Genomic DNA, 12,604 nt, shown 5'->3' on the forward strand with positions numbered 1-12,604 from the left:
ATGGACTACTAGTAGTCCATTTTTTAATTTTCAATCCAATTTGTTTTTGTTATTATCTCTTGAATTAAATTATGTCCCATCTCAGGGTGAATAGTTTCTTCATGAGATATTGTAACAATAGACATCGCCATAGCGAACTTGACAGTTTCCTTTATAGGAAGGTCATTCATATAACCGAATCCTAATCCTGCAACAAATGAATCTCCAGCTCCAGTTACATTCTTAACAGTAACTCCTGTAGCTTTTAGAGTTCCACTTTCTTTTCCATTAGTGTAATAGATTCCATCAGCATCTAAACTTATAAATACATTTTTTATTCCTAAAGATAAAAAGTGATTTCCAACTTTTTCTAAATCCTCTCTAGTGTTGATTTTAATTCCAGATAATACCTCTGCCTCAACTCTATTTGGCTTTATTGTATGGAAATATTTTATAAGATGCTTAACCTTTTCAGCTTTTGTTGAAGAGATAGGGTCTAATATAAAGTTTGTTTTACCTTGAAACTTAGTTAATAGATATTCTAAGTTAATAGGGTCATCAGCATCTAAGAATGTAAATGCAGAGTTTTCTATCATAGGTGCTTTTGAGTCTATAAAATCAGTTGTCATAGCACTAATACTATCTAGATCTGCCACTGCTGAAACCATTTCACCACTCTCATCTAAAACTGCCATATAAGTTGGTGTACTTCTTCCCTCTAAAACTAAAGAGTTTCTCATATCATATCCAATTTTTAAAGAGTGAGTTAACATTGAACGTCCAATCTCATCATCTCCTATAATAGATATGAATTTAGTTTTAACTCCAACTCTAGCCATATTTTCAGCTATATTTCTTGAAACTCCTCCAAAAGATATCTTTATTTTACCTGGGATAGAATCGCAGGCCTTATATGATGAGTTGCAAAAACCAAACATATCAACAACAGAAGCTCCAAAAACTAGTATATACTTTTGTCCGCTTAGACAATCTTGCATTACAAATTCCTCCTAAACATTAAAAAAATAAATAAATATATTTTAACAGATTTTTTACAAAAGTCAAAGATTAAAATTGTACAATTAAACTTCTCTTTATTTATTTCTTTTTTAGTGAATAAATGTTATAATAAACAATTAAATAAAAAGTTAAGATTAAAGGAGAATAAGTGAATAGTTTTAATAAATTAAATATCAATAAAAAAATAGTTGAACTTTTAAATAAAATGGGAATAAAAGAGCCAACTGATATACAAAAAGAGGGGATTCCTCAAATTTTAAATGGAAAGGATGTAATAGCTCAAGCTGCAACAGGAAGTGGAAAAACTTTAGCTTTTATAATTCCAATCATACAAAATTTAAGTGGAAGTGTAAAATCTCCTCAAAGCCTAATCATAACTCCAACTAGAGAGCTAGCTATACAGATTGCAGAGGAGTGCAATAAGATAAACTATGATGATAGAAAAATAATGTTAGCCTATGGGGGAAGAGAGATTGCAGGGCAGATAGAAACTTTAAAAACTGGAGTGGATATTGTTATAGGTACTTCTGGAAGACTGGTTGATTTAGTGGAAAGAAAAGCTATTGATCTATCTAAAATAAAAACATTGGTTTTAGATGAAGTGGATCAAATACTTATGATGGGATTTAGAAATGAGATTGATAAGATAATAGAGAGTTGTAATAAAAGAAGACAAACTCTATGTTTCTCAGCAACAATAGATTCTACAGTAAAAAAAATAGCCTATAGAATAACTAAAGAACCCCTAAATATTGTAATTGAAAGTGATGAAAATAAATTAGCCAATATAAATCAACATCTTATAAAAACAACAGATAGAAGAAAGTTAGATACATTATGCTCACTATTAAATAATACAAATCCATTTATGGGAATTATTTTCTGTAGAACTAAAGTTAGAGTGGATAGTTTAGAGGAGGAATTATCATCTAGAGGATACTCTTGCCAAAAATTACACAGTGATATTCCACAGGCAAAAAGAGAGAAAATCATGAAAGCATTTAAAGATGTAGAGTTTCAATTTTTAGTTGCAACAGATGTTGCTGCAAGAGGAGTGGATATAACAGGAGTAACTCATATATTTAACTATGATATAACAGAGGATGTTGAAAGTTATATCCATAGAATTGGAAGAACTGGAAGAGCTGGAGAAAAGGGTGAATCATATCTTTTTGTAACAGATAGAAATGAAGATATGCTAAAAGAGATTGAAAATACAATTGGTTTTTCAATTCCTCAAATGGAAGTAGAATTTAACCAAGGGGTTATGTCAGCACTAGAACTACCTAAGAAAAAGTATAATAAGAAAATAAACGCAAGGACAAAAAATATAGAGGAGCAAAAAAAGCGTTACAGAAGATAAAAAAAGAAACTAAAAGAAGGGGTATATTCGAAAAATGGAAAGAATTCAAAAACAGATGGCATTTTTATTTGAAATTGATAAAGTGAAGGATATTTTTAGACAGTCACTTGTTGTAAATGGAAAAAGAGAGGAAAATGACGCAGAGCATAGTTGGCATATGGCTTTAGTAGCTCTAACAATAAAGGAGTATTTTCAAGGAGAGGTGAATTTAGAGAAATCTTTAAAGATGATTTTAATTCATGACTTAGTTGAAATATATGCTGGTGATACTCCAGCTTTTGGAAATGTGAGACCTGATAAAAAAGAGGAGGAGATAAAAGCTGCTGTTAAACTATTCTCTCTCCTACCAGATGATCAAAAAGAGGAGTTTTTAAATCTTTGGTTAGAGTTTGAAGAGTGTGAAAGTAATGAAGCTAAGTTTGCAAATGTATGTGATAGATATCAAGGATTTATGCAGAATTTAACTTCTGATGGTCATACTTGGAAAAAATTTAGTGCTCCAATGGAAAGGGTATTGGAAAGAGCAGAGGTTATAAAGATATATGTTCCTGAACTATATGAAAAGGTTATGCTTCCTGAATTTAAAAAATATCAGGAGAGAGGAATTATAAAATAAAAAATTAATGGTAAGGGTGTTGATTTTTCTCTCTTCATATGATATCATAAAAAAGTACCAATTGTTGGAAAAGGTAGAGTGACCGAGTGGCTAAGGAGCACGCCTGGAACGCGTGTAGAGCGTAAGCTTCGTGGGTTCAAGTCCCACCTCTATCGCCATAAATTTAATAAAAAAACAAAAAAATCTTCATAAAGTATTGACATTTAAGGGTTTACTGAGTATAATCGGTTTAAAGATACCATAAATAAAGGGTTTTCAAGTTTTTGGTTTCTTGTATACTATATTCTATAATAGTTCAAGGAGGGTAACAATGACTAAAAAAGAGTTTATCGATTTATTTGCAAAAACAGGTGAATACACTAAAAAAGATGCAGAGAAGGCAGTTAAGTTATTTTTAGATTTAGTTGAACAAAAGCTAGTTGAGGGTGAACCAGTATCATTTATCGGTTGGGGAAAATTTGAAGTAGTTACTAGAGCAGCCAGACACGTAAGAAACCCACAAACAGGTAAGAAAATGAAGTTAAAAGAGAAAAAAGTTGTTAAATTTAGAGTTGGAAAGACTTTAGAGGAAAAAATAGTATAATTACAAAATGCTTCGAATACAATTCTTTTGAAGAATATCGTTCGAAGCTTTTTTATTTAAAAAGAGGTGTGAAGTGAAAGTCGTTATAAACAATATTAATGTTTCTATTGAAAAAGATCAAAACCTTGAACTAAAAAAAGAGATAATTAAAAGAGGAATAAAAGCTGATAATATAGGAAAAATTGAATATTCAAAAAGATCAATAGATAGCAGAAAAAAAAGTGATATAAAGTTTGTTTACAACATTGAGGTGGAATTAAAAAAAGATATAGATGTTTCATTATTAACAAATGTTAATTTAGCTAAAGAGAGTGAAGAACCCACTTATAAACCTAAAGGTGGTATAGAGAGAGTTGCTGTCATTGGAGCTGGACCTGCAGGACTTTTTGCAGCTCTTAGACTTTGTGAGCTAGGAATTAAACCAATAGTTTATGAACGTGGAGAAAAAGTGGATGACAGAGATAAAACTATAGATGAGTTTATAAGATTTAGTATGCTCAATCCAAATTCAAATATTCAATTTGGAGAGGGGGGAGCTGGTACCTATTCAGATGGAAAGCTAAATACAAGAGTTAAAAGTGGATATATGAATAAAATATTTTTAGAGTTAGTTGCCAATGGAGCTCAGGAACAGATACTTTGGGATTATAAGCCACATGTTGGAACTGACGTATTAAAAATAGTTGTAAAAAATTTAAGAGAAAAAATTATACAATTAGGTGGAGAGTTTCACTTTAATACCCTTATAAAAGATATCATTATTTTAAATGGTGAAGTTAAGGGGATTAAAATTCAAAATGTAAAATCTAAAATTGAGATAGAGGAAACAGTTTTATTTAATCACGTAATCTTAGCTATAGGACACTCATCAAGAGATACCTATAGAATGTTACATAAAAAAGGCGTGTTTATGGAGAATAAACCTTTTGCTATAGGTGCAAGAATAGAGCACCCTAGAGTTGATATTGATTCTATGCAATATGGGAAAATGGCAAACCATCCAAATTTAGAAGCTGCTACTTATAGCTTAACTTATAATAACAGAGAGGAGGAGAGAGGAATATTCTCTTTCTGTATGTGTCCTGGTGGAGTTATTGTAAATGCTGCTTCTCAAGAGGGAGGAACTTTAGTTAATGGAATGAGTTACTCTCAAAGAGATGGAAAGTTTTCAAACTCAGCCCTAGTTGTTGGAGTAAAGGCTAATGAGTTTGGTGATGAACTATTCTCTGGAATGGAGTATCAAGATCAATTAGAAAAAAAGACTTATGATATAATCGGTAACTATGGAGCGCTATACCAAAATACACTTGATTTCTTAAAAGATAGGACTACAAATAGAAAGATAGAATCAAGTTATGAGATGGAGTTAAAAAGTTACGATTTGAATAACCTTTTCCCAGAGGTAATATCTAAAAATATGAAGATGGCTATGGGGTATTGGGAAAAAACACAGAGAAATTTTATCAGTGCACACGCTAATCTAATTGGACCAGAAACTAGAACTTCAGCTCCAGTAAAAGTTACAAGAAACGAGTTTGGAGAATCTATAAATACAAAAGGTCTTTACCCAATTGGAGAAGGAGCTGGATATGCAGGTGGAATTATAAGTGCCGCTATTGATGGATTTAAAATAGTGGACTTAGCATTTACAACTATAGGGTAGTAAAGAATATATATTGTAATCTTTACTTAAAAGGTATATAATTAAAGATAGATTAAATTTTAATTTTAGAATTGGAGAATAATAATGAAAATATCAAAAAAAGATGCTTTAGAGTGGTTTAGTCATTTATCATCACTTTCTGGGGATAAAACAGAGGTGTATAAAAGATTTAGCCCAATTATAGACTCAACTCTCAGACAGATAGAGCTATCTGTTAATAAAAAACATCAGGAGATGAAAGATGAGATAGCTGATTTAAAAAATTTAAAGGGTAGAACATTTTTTGTTGGAGATCAACAAAAATTCCCTAAAGGGTGTATCTCTTGCTTATTTGGAGATGGACTTGGAGGAATAAGAAAAACTCATCAATGCAATCTACTGTGTAAATTCTGCTACTATCATGATAACATTGATAGCCAAGAGCCCATTCCAGATGGTATGTGGGAGATTGGAGAAACTCTTTATTATGAAGAGGATATAGACCTATTATTATCTATACAGAAAAAACCAAGTGGAATAGCTTATGTTTACCTAGAGCCATTTTTAGAGATTGAAAAATACTATGGTATTATTAAAAAACTAAGTGAAGCTGGTATTTATCAGCATATGTATACAAATGGTTCTCTATGTACTAGAGAAAATCTACAAAAATTAGGAGAAGCTGGTTTAAATGAGTTAAGATTCAATTTAGGAGCTGTAAAATGTAGCGATAAGGTCATTGAGAATATGGCAATAGCTAAAGAGTATATCCCTATGGTAGGAATTGAAACTCCTATGACCCCAGAATTTTATGATGAGTTCCAAAAGAAAAAGGAAAAGATACTTGGAACAGGTATAGACTTTATAAACTGTGCTGAACTTCATTTTGGAGAGGACAATATAAACAACTATGTTGGAGAGAGAATGTATATGGCTAGAAGAGGATATATATCTCCGCTTTGGTCAAGAGAGATTACATTTAAACTTATGAAACAGGCTTGTGAAGAGAATTGGCCAATAGTTGTTCACGATTGTTCAAATCATACAAAATATTCAAGAGAGCTAAATAAAAATTCAAAGCAGGGACAACCTTTTGGATTTACAACATATGTAAGTGAGTTTGATAGATTTTTACCACATCTATTCTTAGCTGTTTTAGAGGATGAAAATTTCAAATTTATTGAAGAGACAGAATTACCAGAAAACTTAAAGTTGGAGAACTGTTTAGATGAGATTGATTTTCTTATAGTGGATGATGAGGATGAGATGTATGAAGATTTCTTCCTTGAAGAGGATGAGGAAGAAGAGGAGTAGCATAAAATAATTTTTCAATTAGGAGGATTATATGAGAAATAGGTTAAATACGAGTTATGGAATTTTAGGAGTTTTTATTTTTCTTGGTCTTTGGATTCTAGGTTACACTTTAGGAGAGAGTTTTTTAAAAGCAAAAACTATGGATAGAGTTGTAACTGTTAAAGGGTTAGCTGAAAAAGAGGTTATGGCAGATATAGTTTTATGGCCAATTGATTTTAAAGTTGCAGGAAATGAACTTTCAGAAATCTACTCTAATTTAGAAAGAGATAATGGAAGAATAATTGAATTCTTAAAAGAAAATGGTATCGATAGTGATGAAATTACTGTTTCAGCTCCAACAATTGAAGATAAAATGCTATATCAATATGACAATAATGTGGCAGCTTTTAGATATGTAGCAACTCAAACTATTACAGTTTACTCATCAAAAGTTGATAAAATATATACATTAACTAATAAAATAGGTGAGCTTGTTAAGGAGAATATAGCTTTAGGTAGTTCCAATCAATATGGAACAACAACTGACTATATATACACAAAACTTAATGATTTAAAACCTGAAATGATAGAGATGGCAACTAAAAATGCCAGAGAGGTTGCTGAAAAATTTGCTAAAGACTCAAATAGCTCTTTAGGAAAGATAAAATCTGCAAATCAAGGGCAGTTTACTATAACAAATAGGGATCAACACAATCCACAGATTAAAAATGTAAGAGTGGTTAGTACAATTGAATACTATCTAGTTGATTAATGTGTAGCTATATATAAAAAGGAGATTGAAATTTCAATCTCCTTTTTCTTTGACCTATGAATTAAAGTAGTTCCATACCTTTTTTTACTTTAGTTAATGTATCTTCAGTTACAAAAACTTTGGCTAATGCAAATCCAAACTCAACTGCTTTTCCAGCTCCTGGTGAAGTGATTAAGTTTCTATCAATAACTACATCTAAATGCATATAGTTTTCACTTCCCATCTCCTCTTTTACAGATGTATGGCATGTAAATTTATAATCACCAATCAATCCATTCACTCCTAAAGTTGTTGGTCCTCCACAAATAGCTCCAACGAACTTTTTGTTATCATTTAAGTATTCCTTAACAATTTCAACTACTCTAGAATCACTTCTTAGACCAATATAACCAGGGAATCCTCCAGGGATAATAACCATAACTCCCTCTCCTGCATCAATATCAGAAATATTTGCATCAGCAATAACTTTTACTTTCTGTGCTGATTCAACTTCTAAAGTGTTTTCTAAAGTAGATACAGTAACTACATTTAGTCCCGCTCTTCTTAAAACATCCACTGGTGCCATTGCTTCAATCAGTTCAAATCCATTAGTTAACATAACAAAAATTTTCTTGTTCATAAAAACACCTCCGAAAAATAATTAACTTAATTATATCAGAAACATTAAAAAAACTCTAGGTTATATGATATAATCATAATATATGTGAAAAAAGGAATGATGATATGAAAATAAATTATGAGTTAGAAATGCAAAAAGAACTAGATAAAATAGGGCTTAATAGTGAAAAAAAACTTTTAATACACTCATGTTGTGCACCTTGTAGTTGTGCTATACTTGAGTATTTAAAAACATATTTAACCATAGATATATACTTTTATAATCCAAATATTACAGAAAAAGAGGAATATATCACAAGACTGGAGGAGCAATACACTTTTAATGAGGCTATGGAATTTGGAATGACTATAATTGAGGGAGAATATAGTCCAGGTAAAGATTTTATAGAAAAAATTAAAGGGTTTGAAAAGGAGAGAGAGGGCGGAGCTAGATGTTATAGATGTTATAAACTTAGAATGGAAGCTACTGCACAAAAAGCAAAAGAACTTGGATACGAGTATTTCACCACTGTTTTGAGTATTAGTCCTTTAAAAAATGCTCAATGGATCAATGAAATTGGAATTGAACTTGAAGAGAGATATGGTGTAAAATTTTTAAGAGGAGATTTTAAAAAGAAAAGTAGATATTTAAGAAGTGTAAATTTATCAAAAGAACACAACCTATACAGACAGGATTACTGTGGGTGTATATACTCAAAACTTGAGAGAATGGAGAGGGAGAAGGAAAGAGAAGATGGAGAAACACAATAATAGAAGATTTTATTCTTTAAATGATTTTTTTAAAGATGAGTTTAAAGATAAAGTATTTAAAGTATCTTTAGATGGTGGATTCACCTGTCCAAATAGAGATGGAAAAGTTGCACATGGAGGATGTATATTTTGTAGTGATTCTGGAAGTGGAGAGTTTACTGGAAATAGAAAAAAAACTATCACTGAGCAGATAGATGAGCAATTAGAATTTTTAAAAGATAAGATTAAAGATAAAAAAGTAATAGCATATTTTCAAAATTTTACAAATACCTATGGAGATGTAAATTATTTAAGAGAGATATACTATGAGGCATTAAATCATCCTAAGGTTTTGGGATTGGCAATAGGAACTAGACCAGATTGTATAGAGGATGATGTTTTAGACCTTTTAAAAGAGATCAATGAAAAATATTTCTTTTGGATAGAGTTGGGACTTCAGACTATTGATGATAAGGTAGCTAAAATTATAAATAGAGGTTATCCACTGTCTACATATCTGAAAACATCAAAAAAATTAAGTGATAATAATATAAAATTTGTTACACATATGATTGTAGGATTACCTGGTGAGGAGAGGAAGGATATCTTAAATACAGCTAAGTGTATCGCTGAATCTGGTGCTTGGGGAATAAAAATACATTCCCTACATATCATAAAAGGAACTCCACTTGAAAAATTATATGAGGACAAAAAATTTAAAATCTTTACTTTAGATGAATATGTTGATATAGTAGTTACTATATTAAAATTTCTACCTGATAAAATGGTTGTTCATAGAGTGACAGGGGATGGAAAAAAAGATGAGGTTATAGAACCTAAGTGGAGCTTGAATAAAAGAAAAGTTTTAAATGAGATTGAAAAAGAGCTTAAGAAAAGAGAGAGTGTATAAATATATATTGGAGGGATGATAGTATGGGTGGAACACTTATAAAACTGAAGGAATTTCAAGAAAGTTTTACTAAGAATGAAAAAAAGATATCTCACTATCTATTGGAGAATATAGATGAGATAAAAGTTTTAAATACATATGATTTAGCTGTAAAATGTGATGTAAGTCAAGCATCAGTTGTAAGATTTGCTAAAAAACTTGGATTTAAAGGGTTTCCAGAATTTAAGATAGCCTTAGCTGGAGATTTAGCTATGAAAAATAATGAAAAAGAGATACAAATAATATATGATGAAATCAGTGTAGATGATGATACTGAGGTACTCGCTAAAAAGGTAGTTTATGAAAATATTAAAAGTGTTGAAGATACATATAAGGTTTTAAATTTTCAAGAGATAGAAAAGGCTATTGAAGCTATTGAAAAAGCCGATAGAATCTTCCTTTTAGGAGCTGGATTTTCAGGTATAATAGCAAGAGATTTTCAATATAAACTTTGGGAACTAGGTAAGAATGTTATATTTGAAACTGATCAACATATTCAATTGACAAATGCTTCCACTGCGAAAAAAGGGGATGTTGTCTTTGTAATATCATATAGTGGGCAGACATTGGATATATATCAAACTATTTTAGAGTTTAAAGAGAAAGGTGTGATGGTTATAACATTAACTAAATTTGCAACTAACCCAATAAAAGATATTGGAAATATATCTTTAAGTACAATAGTTGAAAAAAGTAATTTAAGATCCACATCTCTTTCCTCACGAATGGCTCAACTAACGGTTATTGATATACTGTATGTAAAGCTAATTCAAAGAGATAGAGAGAGAGCAGATAAGTTTATTGGAGATGCTGTTGAAAGTGTAAAAAAATACAAAATGTAAATATAATTCATTTTATTAAAACTTTTAAGAAAAAAAGTTTCTAAAAAGATTGACATTTCTAAAAATAAATGGTAACTTTATTGTAGAATGTGTAAATAATTCAAGGGAGTGATTTTTAATGAGAGTGATTATAACTGAGAAAAATATTGGGGATTGGGCAGCGGTTTATGTTGCAAAAAAAATATTAGCTGCAAAGCCTACTGCAGAGAAGCCATTTGTTTTAGGGTTACCTACTGGGGGAACACCTTTAGCTATGTATAAAAGATTAATTCAATTTCATAAGGATGGTATCTTATCTTTTGAAAATGTAGTTACATTTAATATGGACGAGTATGTTGGGTTATCTCCAGCAAATGATCAAAGTTACCACTACTATATGTATGAGAACTTCTTCAAACATATAGATATGAAAGAGGAAAATATAAATATATTAAATGGATTAGCAACTGACTATAAAAAAGAGTGTGAAGACTATGAGGCTAAAATTAAAGCTGTAGGAGGTATTGATCTTTTCTTAGGAGGTATTGGACCAGATGGACATATCGCTTTCAATGAGCCAGGGTCATCATTAAGTTCAAGAACTAGAGATAAAGAGTTAACTATGGATACAATTATAGCTAATGCTAGATTCTTTGGTGGAGATATTGATAGAGTTCCTAAATTATCACTAACTGTTGGAGTTGGAACTATTCTTGATGCAAAAGAAGTTTTAATAATGGTTAATGGGCATAATAAAGCAAGAGCATTACACCATGCAGTAGAGCAAGGTGTAAATCATATGTGGACTATCAGTGCACTTCAATTACATCCAAAGGGGATTATAGTTTCTGATGAAGCGGCTTGTATAGAGCTAAAAGTTGGAACTTATAGATATTTTAAAGATATTGAAAAAAATAATTTAGATACAGATTTATTAATAGAAGAGTTATATAAAAGTTGTGGAAAATAGGGAGATGAACTAATAATGAAAGCTATTATTAATGGAGAGTTATTTATAGGAAATAAATTTTATACTGGAAAAGTTTTAGTTATAGATGGAGAGAGAATAGTGGATATTGTATCTCAAGATGAATTAACATCTATATATGGGAATATTGAAACTATTGATGCTGAAAACGGATATGTAACTCCAGGATTTATTGATTTACAACTTAATGGTTGTGGAGGAGTTCTATTCAATGATGATATCTCTTTAAAAACTTTAGAAACAATGCATAAAACTAATCTAAAATATGGATGTACATCTTTCACTCCAACTCTTATAACAACAGGGGATGAAAATATTCAAAAAGCTATTGAATTAGTTAAAGGTATTGAGAATAAAGGAATGTATGGAGTTGTTGGACTTCACATTGAGGGACCATATATCTCTTTACAGAAAAAAGGGATTCACAATCCTAAATTTATAAGAAAAGCTGATTCGGATATGATTGATAAAATGATTGAAGCTGGAAAAGAGAATGTAAGAATAGTTACATTAGCTCCAGAAAATACTGATAAAAACATAATTTCGAAACTAAACGCAGCTGGAATTCATGTGGCAGTAGGTCATTCTAACGCCACTTATGAGCAAGTGAAAGAAAAAGAAGGTTTCGGAATAACTCTTGCAACTCACCTGTATAATGGAATGTCATCTTTCAATCATAGAGAGCCTGGAGTTGTAGGAGCTGTATTTGATAGTGATATTAAAGCTGGAGTAATAGCAGATGGATTCCACTGTCACTATTCAGCTATAAAATCAGCTATTAAAATTATGGGAGAAAGACTGTACTTAGTTACTGACGCAGTTGCACCAGTTGGAACAGATATGGAGTATTTCTATTTTGAAGGAAATAAAGTTTTTTATAAAGATGGAAAGTGCTTTGGAGAGGATGGAACTTTAGGAGGTTCAGCTTTAACTATGGACGCAGGAGTTAGAAACTTGGTAAAATACTGTGATATAACTTTAGAAGAAGCTGTAAGAATGGCGACTTTATATCCAGCTAAGGCTGTAAACATAGACAATGAGTATGGAAAGTTACAACCTGGATATTTTGCAGATATCGTATTTTTAGATAAACATTTAAGACTTAAAAAAGTTATTGCAAAGGGAGAGTTAGTATAGTTTTGTATGGGGTAGAATTTTCTACCCCTCTTTTTATATAAATTATAAAAAAGAAAAAATAATTTTTGTCGAATAAAGTGATATACTATTATAA

The 12,604-nt window shown here is 30.8% G+C and carries 13 protein-coding genes and 1 tRNA gene; 12 read left to right on the top strand and 2 right to left on the bottom strand.

What is annotated here, in order from left to right; translation table 11 throughout:
• Positions 1-23 precede the first annotated feature (23 nt).
• A complete protein-coding gene (locus tag ACMOUI_RS05785; protein WP_418964785.1) occupies positions 24-977 on the bottom strand; it encodes a carbohydrate kinase family protein in 954 nt (317 codons plus the stop codon).
• A gap of 170 nt (positions 978-1,147) precedes the next feature.
• Between ACMOUI_RS05785 and ACMOUI_RS05790 the strand changes: the two genes are divergently transcribed.
• From ACMOUI_RS05790 to ACMOUI_RS05820, 7 genes are all read left to right on the top strand, one after another.
• Positions 1,148-2,362 carry a DEAD/DEAH box helicase gene (locus tag ACMOUI_RS05790; protein WP_418964786.1) on the top strand — a complete coding sequence of 405 codons (1,215 nt, stop codon included), beginning with the start codon at positions 1,148-1,150 and terminating at the stop codon, positions 2,360-2,362.
• A 34-nt stretch (positions 2,363-2,396) separates the two neighbouring features.
• A complete protein-coding gene (locus ACMOUI_RS05795) occupies positions 2,397-2,978 on the top strand; it encodes an HD domain-containing protein (RefSeq protein WP_418964787.1) in 582 nt (193 codons plus the stop codon).
• A 72-nt stretch (positions 2,979-3,050) separates the two neighbouring features.
• A tRNA-Ser gene (locus ACMOUI_RS05800) sits at positions 3,051-3,136 on the top strand.
• Positions 3,137-3,288: 152 nt separating this feature from the next.
• Positions 3,289-3,561 (top strand): HU family DNA-binding protein, encoded by a 273-nt coding sequence (locus ACMOUI_RS05805; RefSeq protein ID WP_023050698.1) that lies wholly within the window; start codon positions 3,289-3,291, stop codon positions 3,559-3,561.
• Between the two features lie 73 nt (positions 3,562-3,634).
• The gene (locus ACMOUI_RS05810) at positions 3,635-5,224 is read left to right on the top strand and encodes an FAD-dependent protein (RefSeq protein ID WP_418964788.1); all 1,590 of its coding nucleotides are present in this window, start codon (positions 3,635-3,637) and stop codon (positions 5,222-5,224) included.
• Between the two features lie 84 nt (positions 5,225-5,308).
• Positions 5,309-6,517: a radical SAM protein gene (locus tag ACMOUI_RS05815; RefSeq protein WP_418964789.1), complete on the top strand. Its 1,209-nt coding sequence runs from the start codon at positions 5,309-5,311 to the stop codon at positions 6,515-6,517.
• Positions 6,518-6,548: 31 nt separating this feature from the next.
• A complete protein-coding gene (locus ACMOUI_RS05820) occupies positions 6,549-7,268 on the top strand; it encodes an SIMPL domain-containing protein (protein ID WP_418964790.1) in 720 nt (239 codons plus the stop codon).
• A 61-nt stretch (positions 7,269-7,329) separates the two neighbouring features.
• Here ACMOUI_RS05820 and ACMOUI_RS05825 read toward each other — a convergent pair whose 3' ends face one another.
• The gene (locus tag ACMOUI_RS05825; protein WP_418964791.1) at positions 7,330-7,887 is read right to left on the bottom strand and encodes a DJ-1 family glyoxalase III; all 558 of its coding nucleotides are present in this window, start codon (positions 7,885-7,887) and stop codon (positions 7,330-7,332) included.
• 104 nt (positions 7,888-7,991) lie between these two features.
• Between ACMOUI_RS05825 and ACMOUI_RS05830 the strand changes: the two genes are divergently transcribed.
• The 5 genes from ACMOUI_RS05830 to nagA all read left to right on the top strand — a co-directional run bounded on the left by ACMOUI_RS05830 (position 7,992) and on the right by nagA (position 12,510).
• Positions 7,992-8,636: an epoxyqueuosine reductase QueH gene (locus tag ACMOUI_RS05830; protein ID WP_418964792.1), complete on the top strand. Its 645-nt coding sequence runs from the start codon at positions 7,992-7,994 to the stop codon at positions 8,634-8,636.
• On the top strand, positions 8,620-9,525 hold the full coding sequence (locus ACMOUI_RS05835; RefSeq protein ID WP_418964793.1) for a TIGR01212 family radical SAM protein: 906 nt from the start codon (positions 8,620-8,622) through the stop codon (positions 9,523-9,525). The genes ACMOUI_RS05830 and ACMOUI_RS05835 overlap by 17 nt, the downstream gene beginning before the upstream one ends.
• 23 nt (positions 9,526-9,548) lie before the next feature.
• The gene (locus tag ACMOUI_RS05840; protein ID WP_418964794.1) at positions 9,549-10,406 is read left to right on the top strand and encodes a MurR/RpiR family transcriptional regulator; all 858 of its coding nucleotides are present in this window, start codon (positions 9,549-9,551) and stop codon (positions 10,404-10,406) included.
• A gap of 118 nt (positions 10,407-10,524) precedes the next feature.
• Entirely contained in the window at positions 10,525-11,355 is an 831-nt protein-coding gene (gene nagB, locus ACMOUI_RS05845; protein ID WP_418964795.1) for a glucosamine-6-phosphate deaminase, read from the top strand.
• Between the two features lie 15 nt (positions 11,356-11,370).
• Complete coding sequence (gene nagA, locus ACMOUI_RS05850; protein ID WP_418964796.1) at positions 11,371-12,510, top strand: N-acetylglucosamine-6-phosphate deacetylase; 1,140 nt, start codon at positions 11,371-11,373, stop codon at positions 12,508-12,510.
• Positions 12,511-12,604 lie beyond the last annotated feature (94 nt).

Source organism: Cetobacterium sp., assembly GCF_048470075.1.
In the GTDB taxonomy this organism is placed as follows: Bacteria; Fusobacteriota; Fusobacteriia; order Fusobacteriales; family Fusobacteriaceae; genus Cetobacterium_A.